A 22,773-nucleotide genomic window follows, 5' to 3' on the forward strand; every position below is an offset into this window, starting at 1 on the left:
CCTTATTCAGTTGTCTCAAAGGACGCGGGTTTAATCTTGAAAATACGCGCTTGACAGACCCTAGACGAGTGAAAAAATTGATTGCGGTGTTAGCTATAAGCTTCTGTTGGTGTTACTTAACGGGTGAATGGCAACATGATCAAAAAAAAGCGATAAAAATAAAGAAGCATGGACGACTCTCAATGAGTTTATTTCGCTATGGTTTAGACTATGTTCAAATGGCGATTCAGCGTTTAATTGGTTTTGGGAAAAAAGAAGAGTTTAAGGAAATTTTGGCAATTTTAAGAAGGCAGAACCCTGATAGGATAAGGGTTCTGTGAAATTTGTCGTGTACAGAGAATAATTTTAAATACCTGAAAAAATATCTGCTTATGGGCCGGTTAACATGGAACAGTTCGGTTTGTACTGCTGTAGCATTATGGTATCTGCCTCTAAAAAATCCAGTTCTGCCGGATGATGAGTAACATAGATCATTGGGAGTTCAATATGGCTTTGCAATTGTTTAAGAAAGGGTAAAACCTGCTGTTTTAATTGCTGATCTAAGCCGCTTAGAGGTTCATCAAGAAGCAGCAAGTCTGGAGATGAAAGCAGAGCCCGACCTATTGATACCCGCTGTGCTTCACCGCCCGAAAGTTGGTGAGATTTACGCTGGAGTAATTTTTTTAATTCAAGTAAGTCAACTATATGTTCAAGGCTAATTTTTTGATGGACTGTTTTTGAGAATTTTTTCGCGTAATGCAGATTTTGTAATACATTCATATGGGGAAATAATAAGGCATGTTGAAATATCAGAGCAATATGTCTCTGATGAGTAGGAAGGTTCACATTCTCTACTGTATCGAGCAAAGTAGTTTCTTTAAAGACAATCTGGCCTTCTACCGGAGATAATAAACCTATAATGTTTTTTAAGAATGTTGTTTTCCCGCTTCCTGATGCTCCCACAATCCCCAATACCTGCTGTTGCATGGTCAGGTTTACATCTAATCTGAACCCTGACTGTTGATAGTGAAATTTGCATTTGAGCATATCACCCCTCCAGTTTTTTCTGATATTTCTGTAAAATGAAGTAATTGGCGATGAGGGCTGAAAAAGCCAGTACCAGAGATAACATCACTAGCCGTAAAGCCATTTCTTCACCATTGGGCTGCTGTAAAAAAGAATATATAGCAATAGGCATAGTACGGGTCTCACCAGGAATATTGCCTACAAAAGTAATTGTCGCGCCAAACTCTCCGAGACTCCGGCTAAAACATAAAATACTGCCAATGATCATGCCGGGTAAGGCCAAAGGTAGACTAATACTGTAAAAGACCTGAACAGGTGTAGCACCAAGTGTACCTGCTACATGTTCTAACTGCCGGTTCATTAACTGAAAAGACAGGCGGATTGGCTGTACCATTAATGGAAATGCCACTACCATTGAAGCCAGCACAGCACCTTTCCAGTTAAAGGCCAGTTCCAGTCCAAGAATATGCAAGTACTGACCGATTAGCCCTTGCTGACCAAATAGTATAAGTAACAGATAACCTAATACGACAGGCGGCAAGACCATTGGAAGCTGTAATAAGGCCTCAACCATAAATTTTAGACGAAATTCATAACGAGCCAAGTACCAGGCCAATGCAATAGCAAACGGTAAACAGACCAGCGTTGCAAACAGGCCAACTTTGGCTGATAAATAAAGTGCACTCAGCTCTTCTGGTCCGAACATGATTATCCTTAAGGTTTAAGCGAAAAGCCGTAGTGATGAAATATAGTTTTTGACTGTATTGACTCTACAATAAACTTTTGGAATCGTACCGCTTCAGGGCTGTTACTTCCTGCCTTGGTCAAGGCAAGCGGATAAATAACAGGATTATGCAAATGCTCAGGAAAGACTCCCAGAATTTTTACCTTTTGACTGATCAAAGCATCTGTCTTGTACACGATTCCCAGTTTACATTCTCCCCGTTCTACAAAGGTCAGCGTAGAACGTACATCATCTGTACCTACAATGCGTCCTTTCAAATCATTCAGCCAGCGTAATCTGGTCAAGGCCTGTTTAGCGTATTTGCCTGCGGGAACAGTCTCCATCTGTGCTGTACACAAATATCCATTAAAAACTTTAGCTATTTTAAAGTCCGGCTGCGGCTTGAATGGAATATGTAGGTATTTGGGGCTAATCATAACTAGCTGATTACCCAATAAAGGCCTCACTTGATCCGCATGAATTTTATTTTTTCTGACCAGATAAGCCATCCACTCCTGATCTGCTGAAAAAAATAGATCACTACTGGCTCCGGCTTCAATCTGTTTAGCCAAAGTTGAAGAGCCACCAAATACTGTGACAATTTTAGTTTGTGGATATTGAGCCTGATAAATTTTAGCGATTTCAGTCATGGCATTGTTCAGGCTGGCCGCTGCATAGATCTTAACCGTACCGGCCTGTGTAGAGGAAAATGTCAGTGTCAGGCACATATAAGAAAACAGGATTTTTTTCATGTGCATTTTCCTTATTACTGAATAAATAAGCCCTGAACCATATCACCTTGACTCAGGCTTCGTTCTGCCGGAACCCGTACCAGACAATTAGCCTGCATTAAATTACTCAACATATGTGATTGCTGCCTGGACAAACTCTTAACTGTTAAAACCGAATCATCAAAGCTTGCGTACATTCTTAAAAAACGTTCTCTGGCATCCATTTTTAGATCATGGCTCAGTACCGCATTAAACCAGCTCGGCTGATTTTTTTGACCTTGTAAAACGTTTAATAAGGTGGAAGTATAGACTTGCATACCTACATAAACCGCTGCAGGATTGCCCGGTAGCCCTAGCAGATAACAATCGGACTTGTCATTACGCTGTAAGTACGCAAAGAATATGGGTTTACCCGGCTTCTGTTTTACTTTCCAGAAAATCTGTTCAAAACCTGACTCTAAAGCAACGGGACGAATAAAATCATAATCTCCCACCGATACGCCCCCAGTGGTTAAAATCAGGTCATAACTTGACGATAATTGCTGGATGAGTGCCTGTACAGCCTCTTTGGTATCGGTAATATGAAAGATTTCTACTTGCTGCCCTGCCTGCTGAAACCATGCTTTAATCAAGGGTCCATTGGCATCAAAAATTTTTCCTGCTGCAAAGTCCTCTACACTTTCAGCAACTTCATCTCCTGAAATAACTATGGCAACTTTAGGATATTGCAAGACTTCAACGGTATTGATCCCTGCCATGCTTAAGGAAGCAATTACTCCGACAGACAATTGCTGACCTTCATTTGCCAATAATTGCCCTGCTACAATTTCTTCGCCTACATCCCGGATATCAATATTAGCTTTTAGGTTTTCGATGATTTTAATTCTGGATGAATTGATTAGCTCAACTATTTCCTGACGCGCCACTGTAGTAGTTCCAGATGGAATTTTGGCCCCAGTAAAAATTCGGACTGCCTGCCCTGCCTGGAGTTGTACTTCGACCTGCTGACCGGCCCGAATTTCACCGATGAGCTGGAATTCACTTTCCGGTTCAATCGCTTTTTTGGCACAGATGGCATATCCATCGACTGCACTTTGTGAAAATAAGGGTAAATTGATTGAAGAATAGATATTTTCAGCCAGATAGCGATTTAAGGCGTTCTGTAATTCAAGTTTCTCAGTATCTAAGGGCTGCACATGTTGCAAAATGCGATCCAATGCCTGATCTACACTGATCAGGCCATATTCAGCACCACACCTTGAGCTGATAGTATTCATTGATATCCTTCCTGATGTGGAATATTTTTTTGCACATCAAACAGATGGATCAAAGCGGGTAAAACCGCAATCAAAGATTCTTTGGCACCTTGACGGCTGCCTGGCAAAGTCATGACCAGACTATTCTCGATATAACCAGCGACACCACGACTTAAAGCAGCATAGGGCGTACGTTTCTGACCAAAATTGCGTGAAGCTTCCATCAAGCCGGGTATTTCCCGCCTTAACAAAGGCTGTATGGTTTCAACAGTTAAATCTTTAGGGCCAAGTCCTGTCCCGCCTACCGCTAAAATGAGTGGATAATCATTTTTCTGTTGTTCAACTAGTGCTAGTAACTGTTCAGGATTGTCCGGAATGATCTGATAGGCAATATTTGCGAAATTAGCTTCTTGTAATATTTCCAGGACATTTTGCCCTGCTGTATCCGGCTTTTTACCGGCAGCAACCGTGTCTGACAATACAATGATAGAAGCAGGCAAGCTGTTTTTTAAAACGCGGGTAAAATGTGATTTCCCCCCTTTTTTCTTTTGTAACTTGCATTGATCCAGTGATAAATCTTCTGGTTCACAATGAGGCTTCAACATATCATACAGTGTTAAACCGGTCAGACTAACTGCCGTTAAAGCTTCCATTTCCACACCCGTTGGGCCTATGGTTTCAACTATCGCAATAATTTCAACATGCGTATCAAACAGTTTATATTCTACGTCAGCCCGGTAAATGGGTAATGGATGACATAGTGGAATGAGCTCATCGGTACGTTTAGCTGCCAGAATTCCCGCAATGCGAGCCGTCTTGAGAGCATCACCTTTTTCAGTATTACCATTGCGTAATAATTCAATGCAATGTGGCGGAGCACGCAGAATTCCTGTGGCCACTGCAGTACGGTAACTTTCTGGCTTCATCCCGACATTTTTCATTGCCTATTCCTGTGGTTCATTCTTTCTTTAAACGAGCGTATTTTCAGTTGTAGCTTATAGCGGCCATTGATAAATCAATGGAGTGTTCTCTTTGGTGTGACGGCAATGCTGATGCTTTTCGGCTGAATATTCTGGATGATGTGCATGGCTAAGGTCTGTTTTCATCTTTACGGATACAGCAACCCTCAACATATTGACTACTGCCATCTATATAGAACTCTTCTTTCCAGACAGGTACCTCATGTTTGACCCGTTCTACAGCTTCTTCACAGGCTGCGAAGGCTTCCCGGCGATGTGCTGCATAAGCAATGGCAATAATGGCTTTTTCACCAATCTCCAGTGTCCCAATCCGGTGTATTACACGTACATAAGATACGCCGTATTTAAGCTGAATTTCCTGTTCAATCTGACGAATCATTTTTTCTGCAACGGGTGTATAGGCAGTATATTTTAGTGCTTTTACTGCTTTGCCTTCATGGTGATTCCGAACCGTACCGATAAATACTCCAATCCCACCACATTCAGGAAAAGACTGAATCAGATCAAAAAATTCCAGCTTTAAAGCAGCCTCCTGAATCCGGAGAAACTGTTTGTATTCGCCCATTTCAACCTCCTGCTACAGGTGAAAGTAGTACTAGCGTGCTGTCAGTAATGAGTGAAGTCTGACGTGAAATAATATCTTCACCAATTGCACAGGCACAGCGTTCCATTATGGCAAGGGCTTCAGGATGGTTAAGTCCCACCTGATCCAAGACCTGAGAAACTGTACTTTGAGATTTACAGATAATTTCGAAATTTTGCGGTAACTGCCGTTCTACCGCACCAAAGGCTTCAATCCTGATTTTGATCTGTGACATCTTAGCCTCCTATCATATGCATGCTAATCTTGCGGCTGTTTTGGTTCATATTCTGACTTTTTAAACGCTGTGCTATAGCGTAAAAGCCTTGTTCTTTGTTCCAGATGTATGGAGATAAAATGCTGTATAAATTCACTTCACCCAAAGGTAAAGAAGAGCCCAGAGAGCGGATTTCATTTTTAATATTCAAACCTTGTGGTGCAAACAGGCAGTTATAAAATTCACCTTGTGCTGTCAACCGTAACCGGTCACAGCTGCCACAAAATGAATTGGTAATGGTCGAGATAATTCCAATCGGATGGCCATCAATTAAATACTGTCTTGCAGGTTCCGAACCTGACTGTGCAGAGTCATTGTTTTTTTCAGTGAGAGTAAATTCAGTCGCCAAGGTTTCTAAAATGTATTTTTCACTGACCACATGTTCCGTAGACCATTTTCTATCCCCATCCAGGGGCATAAACTCAATAAAACGCAGCATAATTTTTTGCTGAACCGACCAGCGTGCCAAAGGCAGAATTTGATTGTCATTGATTCCGTTCATCAATACACAATTGATCCTGATTGGTAAACCAGCAGCTTTGGCTGCATGAAACCCTTCCAAAACGGGTGCCAAATCTTTTTGGGTCAGCTGCTTGAACTGCTCATTATTTAAGCTATCCAGACTGATATTCAAATCATCCAGCCCGGCCTGTTTTAAACTATCTGCATATTGCTTGAGGTAGTGTCCATTAGTGGTCATCGAAATACGCTTTAGTCCAAACTTTCTCAGAGCTTGAAGCTGTTCAACGAAATGCACTACTCCCTGCTGCATTAAGGGTTCACCACCAGTAATGCGGATAGCCTCTATACCATGACGAACCATAAAATCACAGAATTGATATAACTCTTCAAAACTGAGCAGGTCGTGTTTTTTCATCCATTCAGGATGTTCTGGCATACAGTAGACACACTTAAAATTGCAGCGATCAGTCACTGAAATACGTAGCTTGCGCTTGCTGCGGCCAAACTGGTCGACAAATAATGCAACGTTTTCAAGCTGTGTCATCGTCTTCATGTTGAATATCCATCTTCAGACTGCGGGCTGGTTATGCGCATCTGCATGCTTGATACCTGCATTGCTCAATCTTGTAATAATCAGGTTTGCAATAAGTGTTCCAACTTTACGCTAAAAGAAAAATATTCAGTTTCAGTGCAGAAATTTGAGCTGCTGATACTGTTGCAGCTCATCCAGCGAATTAATACTGTGAAAAAATAGGGCAGGGTTTTTAAAACATGCGACTTGAGCGTGCAAATTACTAAAACAGTGTTTAAGACTGCGCTGTTCTTGTTCAATATGTAAATTCAGGGTTACCAAGCTGCTGCGCTTGACCAGACAAAATGGATAAAGTGGCTTACCATTGATTTCGACATAAGCGACTTCTGCCAGATTATTTTTAGCTAGAGCCACATGTAGCTTGAGCAGTACTTTGGATGGGATATAGGTTACATCGCAGGGTACAAATAGCACATAGTCTGATTGCACATGCGACCAAGCACTTTTCATGCCCATTAATGGCCCCTGAAAACCGGTCTCATCATCCTGATAATAATAAATATTTGGAATAATTTTTTGATAAATAGAATAGTCACGATGACTATTGATCCAGACCTGTGCAATATTTGGTTTCAGTTGTTGATAAATTTTAATCAGCTGAATCTGTTCATCAAATTTCTGCAACAGTTTGTTGATGCCATTCATCCGTCTGGCCTGTCCACCGGCTAGTATCACCAGATCAGTACGCGGATAAACTGTTTTATTATTTTCTCTCTTGCTCCCTTTTTTCATTCTACCGCCTCCATTTGGCATGCTTTAATCAGACCACGGATTTCAGGCAGACATGAACCGCAATTTCCTCCAGCTTTTAAACATGCAGTTATCTGTTTCTCATCTGTAATATTTTTAGTTTTAATGGTTTCAATAATGCGGTTTTTACCGACTTTAAAACAGCTACACACCAAGGGACCTTCATTATTCACCATGGACATTGGCTGCCCGGCGAGTAAGGCTTTACGATGCATGGCACTTAAACGTTCACGTTTAAACAGGTTGGCTATCCAGTCCCGGTCTGGTAATAAAGCCTTCGGTGCAATATACAGGCTGGCAATTAAGTGACCTTCTTTCAGTACTACAGTATGGCTGATGTGAGCAGTTTGATCTTCAAGATTTAGCCATTCAAAACTTTCATCCTGAAATGGGAATAATTCTTTTAAATGCTCAGTAGTATGAGCGAATTTTTGACGATCTGCCAGTTCATAACGGAGAGCTTTGGTGGTGGTGATCTTTACCCACCAAACCATATTTTCAATAGACGATTGCACGGTTTTTTCAAAACCCTGACGTACATAAAATACGCCTTGCCACTGAATATGAAAGGGTTGTATGAGCACTGGTGTGTGTTTAAATTCTGGCTCACCGGAAATAGCATCGACTACCGGATTCACGATCTTGCCGATCCTGGCGTCAGAGGCCACCTGGTCATTCCAGTGAATCGGTGCAAAGACCTGTCCACGGCGAATATTGTCACTGACCATTGCACGTAAAACACAATTTCCCCATCTGGATTTAACTTCTACCAGCTCGTCATCTTTAATCCCGTATTTCAAGGCATCATGCGGATGGATTTCACAATACGGTTCAGCACGGTGTGTACTTAAATTGGCAGAGAGTCCGGTACGGCTCATGGTATGCCATTGATCTCGGATCCGGCCAGTATTTAAAATTAAAGGAAATTCACTACAGATTGGATAAAATGGATCTACTGCAGAGACCGCAATAAATTTAGCTTTGCCATCGGCATGGCTAAACTGACCTTGGCTATATAGTCGAGTGACTAGATGATCCGCCTGATCTTTGCTCCACACTGGCCACTGCACTGGTTTTAGCTCATTGTACTCAGCCAAGCTTAAATCGGTTAAACCCTTTAAATTGAAATAACGGAAATATGGTGTTTCAGATCGCTGACTTAAATGAGAATTTTGTTCGGCAGATAATCGGGCATGTTCCAGAAAAATGTCATGGCTATTATTAAAATCAAAACCACTAAATCCCATTTTTTGAGCCACCTGACTGATGGCCCACCAGTCAGCTTTGGCTTGTCCTGGTATATCTAAAAAAGCACGCTGTCTGGAAATACGACGTTCCGAATTGGTTACGGTGCCATCTTTTTCTCCCCAACCAAGTGCAGGTAACAAGACATCGGCATATTGACTGGTATCCGTATTTTGGCAAATATCCGACACCACCACAAAGTCACATTTTTCCAGAGCTCGTTTGACCTGATCGGCATCCGGCATGCTCACAACTGGATTGGTCGCCATGATCCAGATTGCTTTAATCTTGCCGCTTTCAACTGCCTGAAATAAATCAACGGCTTTTAGCCCTGCCTGCTTGGCAATATAGGGGCTTTGCCAGAAATTTTGCACCAGTTGCTGATGGCTTTCATTTTCCAGCTCCAGATGGGCTGCCAGCATGTTGGCCAGTCCACCCACTTCACGCCCGCCCATCGCATTCGGCTGTCCGGTCATAGAAAATGGTGCGGCACCCAGTTTGCCAATTTTCCCCGTCAATAAATGGCAGTTGCTAATACTATTAGCCTTGTTTACTCCTTGAGAAGACTGATTAACTCCCATTGAAAATAAGGTCATAACTTTTTCAGTTTGGGCAAATTTCTCATAAAAGTTTCGCAGTTTATCAGCAGTAATGCCAGTACGCTGAGCCACTGCTTCAATGGAAGATTCAGTTTCACTCTGTACTAAAGTCTGTTCTAGGCCTTGTGTATATTGAGCAATAAATTTCTGGTCTGTGTGACCATTTTTCCAGAGATACTGCAATAAACCATTAAACAGTGCCACATCTTGTCCGGGTAAAATCGGCAAATGCAAGTCCGCAGCTTCACAGGTGCTGGTAAAGCGGGGATCAACTACGACTACAAACAGGTTACGCTGTTCTTTGGCTTTCATAATGCGCTGGTACAGCACCGGATGGCACCATGCAGTATTGGAACCCACTAGTACTACCATATCGGTATGTTCAAAATCCTCATAACTTGCAGGGACAATATCCTCACCAAAGACGCGCTTATGCGCGGCAACTGCCGATGACATGCAAAGTCGTGAGTTGGTATCGATATTAGCTGTACCAAAGTAGCCTTTAACAAATTTGTTGACGACATAATAGTCTTCAGTTAGTAATTGGCCCGATACATAGAAGGCAATACTGTCGCGTCCATACTGATCGATACATTGCTGGAATTTTTTGGCAATAATAGAAGTCGCAGTATCCCAGCTAGTGATTTCTTGCTGATCTTTACGCCCGATTATCGGTTCTAGGACACGGGTTTCCAGTCCCAAAGTATCTGCCAGATTACTGCCTTTAATGCAGAGCTTGCCATAATTAGTAGGATGATTGACATCGCCTTCTATCGCTACTTTCAGTCCTGATGGTGTTGGCGTCACATGTGCCGTTACTCCACAGCCCACGCCGCAGTATGGACAGGTCGTTTGCGTAATTATTGTTTTTAAGTCTGTAGAGCTTTCAAGTTCCACAATGGGAATACTGTTCATGGATGCTCCTTAAGTTTTGTAACGGGCCATTTAATTCTTTTAAAAGGGGTTCATTACAACGGTGTCTTTTCAATTCGACTCATTTTTCTGAATGAACATTCGGTTCGACCTATTTTTCTTTCGGGAAAAGTAGGCAAAACTATTGTCATCCGTAAAACTCGTCTTAATTCATTATTTATCAAAAAACTTGCAGGAACATTCATTTTCTTATGTTGTCTTGGCTTAAACAGTTGCGGATAACGTTTCTGCATATCCTGTTTTTTTCCATGACAAATTGATTTTTCAACCTGCTTTCTTTAATGCAAAATCCCGACCAAAAAGCAGCTTGTTGCGAATATTTGTAATTGGGGTTTGATCTGCAATTAGTTCCGCATACCATGCGCCGTCTTCAGTGTCGCCAAACAACACTGCACCAATCACTTTATCCTTTTGAATAATAATGCGCTTGTAGATCTGACGTTTTTCGTCATTGAGCACGATATCTTCAAAATCTTCTTTCGGTTCAAAGTCACCTGCCGAGAACACATCACAACCACTGACTTTAAGTTGAGTTGGAACTGTTGGCGCTTTGAAAATCAGGATGCCATGCCCGGCCAGATGCGATGCACAAATGAATGCCTGGCCCCATAGGGGTTCAACCAGGCCAAAGGTTTGACCACGGTGCTCGATACATTCACCTACAGCATAAATACTCGGATCAAAAGTCTGCATGGTGTCATTCACCAATACACCGCGGTTGCACCGCAGACCTGCACTTTGCGCCAAGCTTATGTTGGGACGAATCCCCACAGCGAATACCACCAGATCAACATCCAGCACAGTACCATCTTTGAGTTTTACCTGAGTGACATGACCATCTTCACCGATCAGACATTCAGTATTGGCTTCAGTTAGGACTTTAATGCCCTTCTGCTCAATTGCTGTTTTTAGCATCTGGCTGGCTTTGATATCTAACTGACAGTCCATGATGCGATCCATCAGATGCAATACTGTGACATTCATGCCTTGCTGTTTCAGGCCATACGCCGCTTCTAGACCCAGCAAACCACCGCCGATGACTACCGCATTTTTTTTAGTCTTGCAATAGGCCAGCATCTGGTTGACGTCATAAATATTACGGAAACTGAGTACGCCTTTTAAATCACTACCTGGAATTGGTGGAACGAATGGTTTAGAACCGGTGGCAAGAATCAGGCGGTCATAACTGATTACTTCACCTTTTTCGGTATACACATGCTTACGCGGACGGTCAATGCGGACTGCCGGATCACCGGCAATCAGGCGAATACCTTTGTCGGCATACCAGGCATGCGGATGCAGCATGATGTCATCAATGGTTTTCTCACCCGAAAGTACAGGTGATAGCATAATACGGTTGTAGTTGCCCCACGGTTCTTCGCCAATCACGGTAACTTCATAACGGTCTGGCGCCATATCCAGCACGTCTTCCAGACAACGCATGCCCGCCAGACCGTTACCGACCAGTACCAGCTTCATTTTTTCAGGTGAAACACCGTTATTGGTAATATAGGTTTTTTGTGGCACAGGGCTAATGGATATCTTGCCATTTTCAATTTTGCTTGGAAATACCAGGAGCTTCTGGTCTTTATCTTCCAGACAGCGGCCCGTCGCCAGGCTGAAATGCTGCTTATAAATGGGTGAAGCGACGACGCGCTCACCTTGTAAATCACCAATGATGCCGCGTGACATCACAAAAGCCTTACTAAATGGGTCCTGGTTACTCAGCGCATATACTCGTTTTTCTGATCCTACACGGAAGATCGCAATTGATTGATCTTCTACTAATGCTGCTACACCAGTATTTGGGGTGATGTCGTCCAGTGCACACACTTCTACCCAATTTAGTTCATTCATGTCTTTAAAAATAGTCATCTTCTTGCTCCTTTGTTATTTGAATCAGGCTTCCACTACTGCAATACGGTTTGCATCACGTTCAGCTTTTGTTTTTGGACGAATCTGGCCACGAACTTCTGTAAACTGGATATGTGAGTCGTTTTGCTGTTCAGCCTTGGCATTAATAAAGGTTTTGAAACGTTTACGGACTTCTGGATCTTCAACTGCAGTACGCCATTCATCCTGATAAGTGCCCACCACATGCTCCATACGACGCTCGAGTTCTGTTGCCAGACCCAGTGAGTCATTCACAACGACATCTTTCAGATAATCCAGGCCACCTTCGAGATTGTCGCGCCATACTGAAGTACGTTGCAGACGATCAGCCGTCTGGATATAGAACATGAAGAAACGGTCGATATAGCGAACTAAAGTTTGTGTATCCAGATCTGATGCTAGTAGTTCAGCATGACGCGGTTTCATACCGCCGTTACCGCAAACATACAGGTTCCATCCTTTTTCAGTGGCAATCACACCCACGTCTTTGCTTTGTGCTTCGGCACATTCACGGGTACAGCCAGATACCGCCATTTTCAGTTTATGCGGAGAACGTAAGCCCTTGTAGCGGTTTTCCAGATAGATCGCCAAGCCCACAGAATCATCCACACCATAGCGGCACCAGGTGCTACCCACACAAGATTTCACGGTACGCAGCGATTTACCGTAAGCATGCCCCGATTCAAAACCGGCATTGATCAGTTTTTCCCAGATTTCTGGTAATTGATGCAGTTGCGCACCAAACATATCGACACGCTGGCCGCCAGTCAATTTGGTGTACAGACCATATTCTTTAGCAATTTGACCAATTACGATCAGACCATCTGGAGTGACTTCACCACCTGCCATACGAGGAACGACAGAGTAAGTACCATCTTTTTGAATGTTACCGAGGTAGTAGTCGTTACTGTCTTGCAGGCCGGCATGGATTGGTTTCAGGACAAAGTCGTTCCAGCAAGATGCAAGAATATTGGCCACTGTTGGCTTACAGATATCACAGCCCAGACCATGACCATGTTGCTGGATCAGGTCATCAAAAGTTTTGATCTCATTGACGCGCACCAGGTGATACAGCTCTTGGCGTGAATAAGCAAAGTGTTCACACAGATGGTTATTCACTGTCACGCCTTGGCGTTGCAGTTCAGACTTCAATACTTGAGTGACTAAAGGTGCACAACCACCACATGCAGTAGCTGCTTTGGTGCATTTTTTCAGAGCGCCTAGTGAAGTTGAACCATCGGCAATCGCTGAACAGATATCCGCTTTAGATACGTTATTACATGAACAGATCGTTGCGCTGTCTGGGAGCAGGTCTACACCGCTACCGCCTGCTTTTGCAGTCGCTTGATCAAAGCCCGGCATGATCAGGCTTTCCGGATTTTCCGGGATTTCCAGACCATTTAGCATCATTTGCAGCAGGTCGTTATATTCTTTGGCACAACCGACCAGCACTGCACCGAGCAGTTTGGTTTTTTCTGCATTAACCACAATTTTCTTGTAGATCTGTGCCGCTTCATCGGCATAGAAATAGCTCAGTGAACCTGGTGTCATGGCATGTGCATCGCCAACTGATGCAACATCCACACCCATCAGTTTCAGCTTGGTGCTCATGTCTGCGCCAGCAAATGCTGCACATTCTTCTTGTAGTACATGTTTCGCAGCAATACGTGCCATGTCATAGCCTGGTGCAACCAGACCAAAAATCTTGTTATTCCACAGCGCACATTCACCAATCGCGTAAATGTCTGGATTGGAAGTTTGGCAATAATCATTGATCATGATCCCGCCACGCTCACCGATTGCCAGTCCGCTTTGACGTGCCAGCTCATCACGTGGACGGATCCCTGCAGAGAACAGAATGATGTCGGTTTCCAGCTCAGCACCATCACCAAACTTCATCACGTGCTTGGCATTGACACCATCTTCAATAGACGAGGTGGCTTTTTGGGTATGGACTTTAACGCCCAGATCTTCGATTTTGCTGCGTAATACTTTACCGCCAAGATCATCAATCTGTACTGCCATTAGGCGTGGTGCAAATTCAACCACATGCGTTTCCAGATTCAGGTCACGTAGTGCCTTAGCTGCTTCCAGACCTAACAGACCACCACCAATTACTACACCGGTTTTTGAATTCAGGCTGGCTGCACGAATGGCATCCAGATCTTCAATAGTACGGTAAACAAAGCAATTTTCACGATCATTACCCGGAATTGGTGGAACAAAAGCATAAGAGCCAGTGGCTAAAACCAGTTTGTCATACGCAATCACATCGCCATGATTGGTAGTCACTGTTTTACTAATTGTATCAATCGCAGTGGCTTTAGTGCTTAAACGTAGATCAATTCCATAAGCATCGGCGAAGTCTGTACGGCAAAGGGTTAAATCCTTGGCTGATTTACCGCTAAAATATTCTGTTAAGTGAACACGGTCATACGCCAGATGCGGCTCTTCTGCCAGAATCGTGATTTCAACGTCATCACCCGTATGCTCAAGCACAGATTCAATAAATTTGTGTCCTACCATGCCATGGCCAATCATTACCAGTTTCATATTCCTTCTCCTAAATTTTCTAAATCTTGTATCTTGTGTTTTAAGCCAGGTTGTTTCGTTCAAGAACAGCTTCTTCATATAGCTTTTGCTCTTTGGCCTTATGCTCAACCGAGAAGCGAATCATCAGAACAAAACTTGCTGCAATCACGACCAGGCCGCCAAGTGCCATCAGACAGGTTTGAATATCCAGCATGCCTTTGAGTAAGAATCCTGCTGCGACCGCACCCACGTTACCGCCTGCACCGATAATGCCGGCCACACCGCCTAAAGCATCACGGTCAATAAATGGCACCAGCGCATATGTTGCACCACATGCCATATGGGTAAATAATGCAAAGACAGTCATTGTGATAATGGCCAGCATGGCACTGTTCATTTGCGAGAATAAAATCAGGAATAAGCCTTCCATCAAGATCATGGCAAACAGCACTTTGGTACGTCCGTCCAGGCCTTTTTTGATGGCAACTTTGTCTGAAACGATGCCACCCAGTGCACGGGCAAACAGGGCTAGCAGACCGAAGATCCCGGCCGTCATACCTGCTTCTTTTAAACCAAAGCTGAAGTTTTCTACGTAGTACATGGCTACGATGTTATGAATGAAGATTTCGATACCGAAACAGGCCGCATAAGCGCCAAATAGAATCCAGACACGGTAGTTACGTGCAGCATGCATCAGAATTGCCATGCCACCTTTTTTCTCGCTACCAACCTGAATTCCTGCTGCACGCAGTTCTTTAAAGTTGCCTTGTGGGCAGTCCTGAGTGAATTTCCAGTACAAGGCACCGACAATCAGCATCATCAGGCCTGGAACAATTAAGGCAATTCTCCAGCCCATCGCCTGTTCAACACCGAACATCACCAACGCAGCTAGAAGTAAGGGCATCAAGGCTTGAGTTGCACCACCACCGGCATTTCCCCAGCCAGCTGTGGCAGCATTGGCAGTACCTACTACATTGGATGCAAACATGATGCTGGTGTGATATTGAGTAATTACAAAGCTGGCACCAATAGCGCCAATCAGTAAACGAAAGAACAGAAAGGATTCATAACTGTTGGCAGAGGCTACTCCAAAGACTGGAAGACTGCCAATAATGAGTAATGCGGTATAAGTTTTGCGCGGGCCGTATTTATCACATAAAGGACCAACGATGAGTCTTACGAGAATGGTGATTGCAACTGCAGCAATATTAATATTGGCTATCTGGTCTTTGGTCAGATGAAACTCTCCTGCAATAACTGGCATTAGCGGTGCACAGGCAAACCAGGCAAAGAAGCAGACAAAAAATGCGAGCCAACTCATATGGAAGGCTCTCATTGCTGCGCTGCTGAAATTCAAAAGACTTATTTTTGTTGCTTTCTTTTCATATAAATTTGAAGACATCACCATCTCCTTCCAGAACTGAACGTATAGGCTTATCTGCTATGCGAATCGCTGCACACCAGATGCGATCAGAACGGACGTCATTGGCCGTCTTACAAATTTTGAGAGTCTTCTTTGACCCATTCAGTAATATGCAGTTAATATGCCAATTTTAAAAATTATTTTATATTCTATTGATTTTATTTAATTTTTATCAATTAACTGATTTTAATAGTTTTAATTTTATATAAGTTTACTGGTTCGAATCTAAGAATTGCATTATTAAGGTGCAGAGGGTTAAAGCAAAGAGCACTTATTCTGCATTTTCTGTATTTCTCCATTGAATTTTAATCATCGTGTCTTAAATTTTTATATCAGATTGGCATTCTAATTGCTTTAGATCTTTAATAATTGTTAGAGACACAACCCGAGTGTTGCATGTCAAAGCTTAAAATAGTTTTAATCGATGATGATCTGGAGCGAGCAGAATATATTAGAGTTTCTCTGCTGGAACATCATTTTGATGTGGTGGCCTGTCTTGTCATTGACCACTCTAATATGTCTTATTTGCAGCAGTTGCACGCAGATGTAATTCTGCTTGATATACAAAATCCGCATCGAGATATTATTGAAAACTGTGTCAGCCATTTTGATTTGCCTACTGTTCTTTTCACCAAAAATAGCCACAAGGATACGATTAAAAGTGCTATCGATGCTGGAGTAACCGCCTATATCGTTGATGGGATTGATCCGGCCAAACTTGACAGTATTTTGCAGATCTCGATTGAACAGTTTAAAAAACACCGAAAATTGCTTAATGCTTTAAAAGAAACCGAAGGAAAACTGGCTGACCGTAAGGATATTGAAAAAGCCAAAGTGCTACTCATGCAAATGCATCATCTCAGTGAAGAAGATGCATTTCGCCTGTTAAGAAAAAATGCCATGAGCCATCGTATGACCATGGGTAAAATGGCCAGAAGGCTTCTTGACGCACAGCAATTATTACAGACCAGATTAAAGGATTAGGTTATGAAACAGCTTGAAAAAACAGATATTCAGCTAGGCTATATACCATTACTGGACTGTATTGCTATTTTATGGGCCAAACATCGTGGCTTTTTTACAGAAACTGGTTTAAATGTCCAGCTGGTTAAAGAACCATCGTGGGCCAGTCTGCGTGATCGGCTAGCTTTTGGTTTTCTCGATGCTGCACATTGTCTTTCTGCAATGTTACCTGCTGCTGCAATAGGTCTTGATCAGTCAGGGATACCTTTTCAAACACCATTAATATTAAGTACCAATCAGGCTTATATCAGTTTAAGCCAGAAACTGTGTTTTGAACTGGATATTAACTCTAGTGATACAGCACAACAATCTGCACAAAAAGTAGTGCAGGCTTACTTACAGGGTCGTCCAATTCAATTAGCGCAGGTTTTTAAATACTCGCTTCATCATTATTGTTTAAGAGAATGGCTGGCTCTGGCCGATGAACAAGTCGCCCAGCAGTTTGAATTAAAGACTCTGCCACCGCCGTATATGGTTGAGGCTGTTTCTAATCACTTAATTGATGGTTTTTGTGCAGGTGAACCTTGGAATACCCAAGGAGAATTACAAGGTTATTCAAAAATAATTACTTCAAGCCAAACCATTATTCCTAAAGTCGCCGATAAAGTATTGGCAGTAACGGCCGAATGGGCTAGCCAGCATCCAAATACATTAACCGCTTTAGTCGAGGCTATTCAAAAGGCACAATATGAATTAAAACAGATGCAAGATTATCAGCAAATCTGGCAGCTACTCATTCATTACAATATTATCCGGTTTCAATGTTCTGCTGAGATACATGTAGACAGATTTTATTTTATAAAAAATATTATACAGAACTTTATTGGTGAGTCTGCTCAGCCCCAACTAGCCGATTTTATATGGTTAACTGAAAAAATGCTAAAATGGGAACAGCTTGATTCCTATTCATCTGATTTCCACCAACTTGGTCAAAGTTGTATATACAAACTTCAATGCTGATATTGGCTCCGGGAAGTTGTATTGACCACTATCAGAAATGAGATAAAAAGTTCTTATAGCAAAACTTTTTATCTCATGAAACGTTTTTAAAGATACTAGGATTAATTTTATAATTCAGTAACCTAGCGGTTTATAATATCATTTATATCTTCAATATCCTCATTATTATAGTCCTCTGGTACTACACCCCCATCATGTTCATTTCCGTCGCCGTAGTCATCTTCATTAACCAGATCATCTTCTTCTGCTGGTATAATTCGAATCTGGCTGGCGGTTTCAGGTGAAAGGTCGATACCGGCTTCATCATCTTCAGTGAATTCAGTATAGTTGACTCCATGCTCGGCATCATCTGGATCAGTCATACTTGGGATAATCCGAATTGCGGCCATTCCCTTTCCTGATACTTCAAATGTAAGAATATAGCCATTAAAACTTTCCGGATCATGGGTTCCATCCAGATAGGAAGCCTCATAGCTGATGTCACCGACGGGGATAACTGTTCCGTCTTCTAATTTTATCTCTTCAGGAAGATTAATTTTCGGCTCATTAATATCTTGCATATTGTTCTTCATATTTTAATCAGTTGTTTTTAAACTTGCATAAATCTGAAAGAAATGTAAAGTAATTTTGTACGGCTTTTTTTTTAAATTTATATCGCTTCTGTATAAAATATTAAGCATTATTTACTGTAATTTCGTATTTTAAATTAGAGTTTTTACTTAAAATTAAATGCTTATAAAAAATCGTCTATCTACTTATTTTTTATAAAAAACCTTTTATTATCTCACAACTATAGAATATTTAAGAATTGTTAATATTTATTAACTTAAATATATAAAAAGAATACATAGAAAAATCTTATACCTACATTTTATTTTTTGAAAGTTTCATACTTCTCTTTATTAACAATTACAAATATTGTTCAGGATATTCATAATGCCTACTGAAAGTAAATACTTTGTAAGTCTTTTTGGCTTATTGGGTGGTCTGCTAACTTCAAGCGGTCTCTACGCAGCTGTACCTGCATTTTCTATGCAATCTCCCTGGATGTTGGGCGACTGGAATAGCAACAGAACTCAGCTTGAACAGCAAGGCTATCAATTTAGTTTGGGTTATACAGGTGAAATGGCAAGCCTTATAGATGCAAAGAATAATGATAAACATAAAACTGAATACACCGACCAGTTTGCTCTAGGCGCACATTTTGATCTGGAAAAAATTATAGGTTGGGAAGATACAGAAGCCCAGATTACTGTTACTCACCGGAATGGCCGTTCACTTTCGCAGACACATGAGGCCCTACAAGGACATTTGAGTTCGGTACAGGAAGTCTGGGGACGTGGGCAAACTTGGCGTCTGACTGATTTATGGATAAAAAAACAGTTTTTAGACCAGAAGTTAGATATTAAAGTTGGCCGATTCGGTGAAGGCGAAGATTTTAACAGTTTTGACTGTGATTTCCAGAATCTTACTTTTTGTGGTTCACAGGTAGGTAACTGGGTGGGTGACCAGTGGTATAACTGGCCTGTGAGTCAATGGGCCATGCGAGTTAAATACCAGGTACAGCCAGAACTTTATGGCCAAGTAGGAGTATATGAATATAACCCTGAAAATCTGAAACGCAGTAAAGGATTTAACTTGAGTACAGATGGTTCCAAAGGTGCAATTATTCCTGTAGAACTGGTCTGGCAGCCTAGAGCGTTTTTACAACAGTTACCAGGTGAATACCGCCTTGGTTATTATTATAGTACCGCAGATGTAGAAGAAATTGAAAACCCTATAAAAAATAGCCATAAACAGGGAATGTGGGCAGTAATTCAGCAGAAACTTACTCAGCCTGAACCTGATTCGAATCGTGGTCTAAAAGGCTTTATTAATTTTACCCTGCATGATGATGCAACCAATACTATAGATAACATGCAAAATATTGGTCTGGTCTATACCGGTCTTAGCTTACAACGCCCAGATGATCAGCTCGCTATAGCATTTGGCCGGATTTCTGTGAATGACAAGGTCCAAACCGGTCAACACGAAGAATATGATGCCGAGCTTTACTACGGTATTCACGCTACAAATTGGCTGACTCTTCGCCCGAATATTCAGTACATCCGTCACGTCGGTGGTTATAAGAATGGCGAAAATGTCTGGGTCGGTGGTTTAAAACTACAGGCTGCTTTTTAATTATATGTTGATTCTGATTAAAGGATTTGATGAACCCTGTTCTATCTTGATGAAAATGCTTAACTCACTAAAAAACTTAAAACTAGGAGGAGATCACAGAAAATGAATCGTGCATCTTCAAGGTCAAAAATGAATCTGATTACCGTGTTCATTTTTACAATTATCGGAATCGGATTGCTCATCGGCGGTATATGGCTCGCTGCAATTGGCGGCTCGATATATTATATTATTGCTGCCGTTCTTATGTTACTTACTGCCTTCTTGCTATATAAAGGCAGAATTTCAGCATTACTGGTATATGCCGCTTTAGTGCTTGGAACTGTAATCTGGGCTATCTGGGAAGTTGGAACCGACTTTTGGGCCCTTGCACCACGTCTGGATATTCTAGGCTTGCTTGGTCTCTGGTTGTTAATTCCAGCGGTTACCTACAACTTTATAAATCGCAAGCCGGCAATCATGGCTTTGGGTGCAGTACTGGCCTTGACAATTTTAGTCATGATTTATTCAATATTTAATGACCCGCAAGAGATTCATGGTGAGTTAAAAGCACAGCAGCCAGCTCAAGGGCAAGCGCTTCCTGGTATACCCCCTGAAGACTGGCCGGCATATGGCCGTACCCAGTCAGGTTTGCGCTATTCTCCCCTAGCTCAGATTAATGCTGACAATGTTAAAGATCTTAAAGTTGCATGGACCTATCGGACCCGTGACTTTAAAACTGACAAGGACTCTGGAGAAACTACAAATCAGGTGACGCCAATTAAAGTTGGCAATAACATGTATATTTGTACTACCCACCAGTTTCTGGTGGCTCTTGATCCCGCTACAGGTAAGGAAAAATGGCGTTTTGATCCAAAACTCAAAACAGATCCAAGTTTTCAGCATCTAACCTGTCGGGGTGTTTCTTACTATGATCAGAACAATACTGCCGAGTTTGCTACAAGCCTGCAGGGCCGTACCTCTACCTCTGCGATATGTCCACGTAAGGTGATCTTGCCTGTTAATGATGGGCGCCTTGTTGCTATTAATGCAGATAATGGTCAGCGCTGTACAGATTTTGGTGAAAATGGTGAAGTTAACCTTCAGCTTTATATGCCAAATGCTTATCCGGGCGGCTATAACCCAACCTCACCTCCTATTGTAACTGGCAGTACGATCATTATTGCAGGTTCTGTAACCGACAACCTGTCAATTAAAGAGCCTTCAGGAGTTATTCGCGGCTATGACGTAAATACAGGTAAACTGCTCTGGGTATTTGATACAGGCGCAGCCGATCCAAATGCCATGCCGACGACTGGTGGTACATATGTACATAACTCGCCAAATGCCTGGGCACCGCTTGCATATGACTCTCAACTGGATATCGTTTATATTCCAACTGGTGTTTCTACCCCAGATATTTGGGGTGGTCACCGCACACCACAAATGGAACGCTATGCAAATGCCGTAGTAGCTCTCAATGCAAGCACAGGTAAACTGGTCTGGTCATTCCAGACTACACATCATGACTTGTGGGATATGGATGTACCTTCACAGCCTACTCTTGTTGATGTAAAAGCTAAAAATGGTCAAATAGTGCCTGCAATTTATGCGCCGACAAAAACCGGTCATATCTTTGTACTGGATCGCCGTACTGGCCAGCCGGTAGTTCCTGTTCATGAAGAACCGGTTCCACAAGGTGCAGCTAAAGGTGATTGGGTATCTAAGACTCAACCGATTTCCGAGTTTACCTTCCGCCCTAAAAATCATCTGACAGATAAAGATATGTGGGGCGCGACTATGTTTGACCAGCTAATGTGTCGTGTAATGTTCCATAGCCTGGACTATAAGGGCCCTTATACACCTCCTTCTGAAAATGGAACCATCGTATTCCCAGGTAATCTTGGTATGTTTGAATGGGGTGGTATCTCTGTGAATCCGGACCGTCAGGTGGCCGTAATGAATCCGATGGCATTACCATTCGTATCTAAACTCATTCCACGTGGTCCGGGTAATCCGATCTGGCCTGAAGGTGGAGTAAAAGGTACAGGCACAGAGTCAGGCATTCAACCACAATACGGTGTTCCGTATGGCGTAGAAATTAATGCATTCCTCTCTCCTTTAGGTTTACCTTGTAAGCAGCCAGCATGGGGTTATATTGCCGGTGTAGATCTGGATAACCATCAGATAGCATGGAAGAAACGTGTGGGTACAATCCGTGACAGTCTGCCAGGTATTCCATTACCGCCATTTAAGTTAGGTGTACCAATGCTAGGTGGGCCAATTTCAACTGCTGGTAATGTGATGTTCCTTGCAGGTACTCAGGATAATTATATCCGCGCCTTTAATGTTTCCAATGGTGATGAGCTATGGAAAGCCCGCTTACCGGCAGGTGGTCAGGCTACACCTATGACCTACTCAATAAATGGCAAACAGTATGTAGTTATTATGGCAGGTGGGCATGGTTCCTTTGGAACCAAAATGGGTGATTATTTAATCGCTTATGCCTTGCCAGACTGATATTAACACTAGATTATAATGAGTTAATAGGCCTCCTTGGAGGTCTATTAATTTTTCATCTGTATAAAAAATCAGCTTATTAATAGAAAAGATTTTTGCAATTAGAAATTGCATTTTAGGTATTAAATACC

General features: G+C 42.3%; 18 protein-coding genes and 1 pseudogene. 5 read left to right on the forward strand and 14 right to left on the reverse strand.

What is annotated here, in order from left to right; genetic code table 11:
* Positions 1-320: pseudogene (locus N518_RS0109930) on the forward strand (IS4 family transposase); the annotation flags it as partial.
* Positions 321-369: 49 nt separating this feature from the next.
* On the opposite strand, the gene N518_RS0109935 reads toward N518_RS0109930, so the two are convergent.
* The 13 genes from N518_RS0109935 to N518_RS0109995 form a co-directional block, all read right to left on the reverse strand.
* Positions 370-1,026, reverse strand: a complete 657-nt coding sequence (locus tag N518_RS0109935; RefSeq protein WP_005025932.1) for an ATP-binding cassette domain-containing protein — start codon at positions 1,024-1,026, stop codon at positions 370-372.
* A 1-nt stretch (position 1,027) separates the two neighbouring features.
* The gene (gene modB, locus N518_RS0109940) at positions 1,028-1,711 is read right to left on the reverse strand and encodes a molybdate ABC transporter permease subunit (protein WP_005025933.1); all 684 of its coding nucleotides are present in this window, start codon (positions 1,709-1,711) and stop codon (positions 1,028-1,030) included.
* A gap of 8 nt (positions 1,712-1,719) precedes the next feature.
* A complete protein-coding gene (modA, locus tag N518_RS0109945) occupies positions 1,720-2,481 on the reverse strand; it encodes a molybdate ABC transporter substrate-binding protein (RefSeq protein ID WP_005025935.1) in 762 nt (253 codons plus the stop codon).
* A 14-nt stretch (positions 2,482-2,495) separates the two neighbouring features.
* Positions 2,496-3,737: a molybdopterin molybdotransferase MoeA gene (locus tag N518_RS0109950; RefSeq protein WP_005025937.1), complete on the reverse strand. Its 1,242-nt coding sequence runs from the start codon at positions 3,735-3,737 to the stop codon at positions 2,496-2,498.
* Positions 3,734-4,657, reverse strand: a complete 924-nt coding sequence (gene moaCB / locus N518_RS0109955) for a bifunctional molybdenum cofactor biosynthesis protein MoaC/MoaB (RefSeq protein ID WP_005025939.1) — start codon at positions 4,655-4,657, stop codon at positions 3,734-3,736. The genes N518_RS0109950 and moaCB overlap by 4 nt, the downstream gene beginning before the upstream one ends.
* A 148-nt stretch (positions 4,658-4,805) precedes the next feature.
* The gene (locus N518_RS0109960; protein ID WP_005025941.1) at positions 4,806-5,261 is read right to left on the reverse strand and encodes a molybdenum cofactor biosynthesis protein MoaE; all 456 of its coding nucleotides are present in this window, start codon (positions 5,259-5,261) and stop codon (positions 4,806-4,808) included.
* 1 nt (position 5,262) lies between these two features.
* Positions 5,263-5,514: a MoaD/ThiS family protein gene (locus N518_RS0109965; RefSeq protein ID WP_005025944.1), complete on the reverse strand. Its 252-nt coding sequence runs from the start codon at positions 5,512-5,514 to the stop codon at positions 5,263-5,265.
* 1 nt (position 5,515) lies between these two features.
* Complete coding sequence (moaA, locus tag N518_RS0109970; protein ID WP_005025946.1) at positions 5,516-6,568, reverse strand: GTP 3',8-cyclase MoaA; 1,053 nt, start codon at positions 6,566-6,568, stop codon at positions 5,516-5,518.
* 132 nt (positions 6,569-6,700) lie between these two features.
* A complete protein-coding gene (gene mobA / locus N518_RS0109975) occupies positions 6,701-7,339 on the reverse strand; it encodes a molybdenum cofactor guanylyltransferase (protein WP_005025949.1) in 639 nt (212 codons plus the stop codon).
* Entirely contained in the window at positions 7,336-10,116 is a 2,781-nt protein-coding gene (locus N518_RS0109980) for a nitrate reductase (protein WP_005025952.1), read from the reverse strand. The genes mobA and N518_RS0109980 overlap by 4 nt, the downstream gene beginning before the upstream one ends.
* 282 nt (positions 10,117-10,398) lie before the next feature.
* Positions 10,399-12,009: a nitrite reductase small subunit NirD gene (gene nirD / locus N518_RS0109985; RefSeq protein ID WP_005025954.1), complete on the reverse strand. Its 1,611-nt coding sequence runs from the start codon at positions 12,007-12,009 to the stop codon at positions 10,399-10,401.
* Positions 12,010-12,033: 24 nt separating this feature from the next.
* Positions 12,034-14,580: a nitrite reductase large subunit NirB gene (nirB, locus tag N518_RS0109990; RefSeq protein WP_005025956.1), complete on the reverse strand. Its 2,547-nt coding sequence runs from the start codon at positions 14,578-14,580 to the stop codon at positions 12,034-12,036.
* 40 nt (positions 14,581-14,620) lie between these two features.
* Positions 14,621-15,961, reverse strand: a complete 1,341-nt coding sequence (locus N518_RS0109995; RefSeq protein ID WP_005025957.1) for an MFS transporter — start codon at positions 15,959-15,961, stop codon at positions 14,621-14,623.
* Between the two features lie 417 nt (positions 15,962-16,378).
* On the opposite strand from N518_RS0109995, the gene N518_RS0110000 reads away from it, so the two are divergent.
* Entirely contained in the window at positions 16,379-16,966 is a 588-nt protein-coding gene (locus N518_RS0110000) for an ANTAR domain-containing response regulator (RefSeq protein WP_005025959.1), read from the forward strand.
* A gap of 3 nt (positions 16,967-16,969) precedes the next feature.
* Positions 16,970-17,965: an ABC transporter substrate-binding protein gene (locus N518_RS0110005; RefSeq protein ID WP_005025961.1), complete on the forward strand. Its 996-nt coding sequence runs from the start codon at positions 16,970-16,972 to the stop codon at positions 17,963-17,965.
* 122 nt (positions 17,966-18,087) lie between these two features.
* On the opposite strand, the gene N518_RS0110010 is transcribed toward N518_RS0110005, so the two are convergent.
* Positions 18,088-18,537, reverse strand: coding sequence for a hypothetical protein (locus N518_RS0110010; RefSeq protein WP_227548699.1), 450 nt, complete (start codon positions 18,535-18,537; stop codon positions 18,088-18,090).
* A 364-nt stretch (positions 18,538-18,901) separates the two neighbouring features.
* Between N518_RS0110010 and N518_RS0110015 the strand changes: the two genes are divergently transcribed.
* Both N518_RS0110015 and N518_RS0110020 read left to right on the forward strand, forming a co-directional pair.
* Positions 18,902-20,146 (forward strand): carbohydrate porin, encoded by a 1,245-nt coding sequence (locus N518_RS0110015; protein ID WP_005025966.1) that lies wholly within the window; start codon positions 18,902-18,904, stop codon positions 20,144-20,146.
* Positions 20,147-20,248: 102 nt separating this feature from the next.
* Positions 20,249-22,642 carry a glucose/quinate/shikimate family membrane-bound PQQ-dependent dehydrogenase gene (locus N518_RS0110020; RefSeq protein ID WP_005014199.1) on the forward strand — a complete coding sequence of 798 codons (2,394 nt, stop codon included), beginning with the start codon at positions 20,249-20,251 and terminating at the stop codon, positions 22,640-22,642.
* Positions 22,643-22,773 lie beyond the last annotated feature (131 nt).

It is taken from the genome of Acinetobacter sp. UNC436CL71CviS28 (assembly GCF_000620525.1).
In the GTDB taxonomy this organism is placed as follows: Bacteria; Pseudomonadota; Gammaproteobacteria; order Pseudomonadales; family Moraxellaceae; genus Acinetobacter; species Acinetobacter radioresistens.

Bases quoted from the DNA above. Each gene is read 5' to 3' on its own strand.
- N518_RS0109935 (WP_005025932.1), bottom strand. From the start codon at position 1,026: ATGCTCAAATGCAAATTTCACTATCAACAGTCAGGGTTCAGATTAGAT.
- modB (WP_005025933.1), bottom strand. From the start codon at position 1,711: ATGTTCGGACCAGAAGAGCTGAGTGCACTTTATTTATCAGCCAAAGTT.
- modA (WP_005025935.1), bottom strand. From the start codon at position 2,481: ATGAAAAAAATCCTGTTTTCTTATATGTGCCTGACACTGACATTTTCC.
- N518_RS0109950 (WP_005025937.1), bottom strand. From the start codon at position 3,737: ATGAATACTATCAGCTCAAGGTGTGGTGCTGAATATGGCCTGATCAGT.
- moaCB (WP_005025939.1), bottom strand. From the start codon at position 4,657: ATGAAAAATGTCGGGATGAAGCCAGAAAGTTACCGTACTGCAGTGGCC.
- N518_RS0109960 (WP_005025941.1), bottom strand. From the start codon at position 5,261: ATGGGCGAATACAAACAGTTTCTCCGGATTCAGGAGGCTGCTTTAAAG.
- N518_RS0109965 (WP_005025944.1), bottom strand. From the start codon at position 5,514: ATGTCACAGATCAAAATCAGGATTGAAGCCTTTGGTGCGGTAGAACGG.
- moaA (WP_005025946.1), bottom strand. From the start codon at position 6,568: ATGAAGACGATGACACAGCTTGAAAACGTTGCATTATTTGTCGACCAG.
- mobA (WP_005025949.1), bottom strand. From the start codon at position 7,339: ATGAAAAAAGGGAGCAAGAGAGAAAATAATAAAACAGTTTATCCGCGT.
- N518_RS0109980 (WP_005025952.1), bottom strand. From the start codon at position 10,116: ATGAACAGTATTCCCATTGTGGAACTTGAAAGCTCTACAGACTTAAAA.
- nirD (WP_005025954.1), bottom strand. From the start codon at position 12,009: ATGACTATTTTTAAAGACATGAATGAACTAAATTGGGTAGAAGTGTGT.
- nirB (WP_005025956.1), bottom strand. From the start codon at position 14,580: ATGAAACTGGTAATGATTGGCCATGGCATGGTAGGACACAAATTTATT.
- N518_RS0109995 (WP_005025957.1), bottom strand. From the start codon at position 15,961: ATGTCTTCAAATTTATATGAAAAGAAAGCAACAAAAATAAGTCTTTTG.
- N518_RS0110000 (WP_005025959.1), top strand. From the start codon at position 16,379: ATGTCAAAGCTTAAAATAGTTTTAATCGATGATGATCTGGAGCGAGCA.
- N518_RS0110005 (WP_005025961.1), top strand. From the start codon at position 16,970: ATGAAACAGCTTGAAAAAACAGATATTCAGCTAGGCTATATACCATTA.
- N518_RS0110010 (WP_227548699.1), bottom strand. From the start codon at position 18,537: ATGAAGAACAATATGCAAGATATTAATGAGCCGAAAATTAATCTTCCT.
- N518_RS0110015 (WP_005025966.1), top strand. From the start codon at position 18,902: ATGCCTACTGAAAGTAAATACTTTGTAAGTCTTTTTGGCTTATTGGGT.
- N518_RS0110020 (WP_005014199.1), top strand. From the start codon at position 20,249: ATGAATCGTGCATCTTCAAGGTCAAAAATGAATCTGATTACCGTGTTC.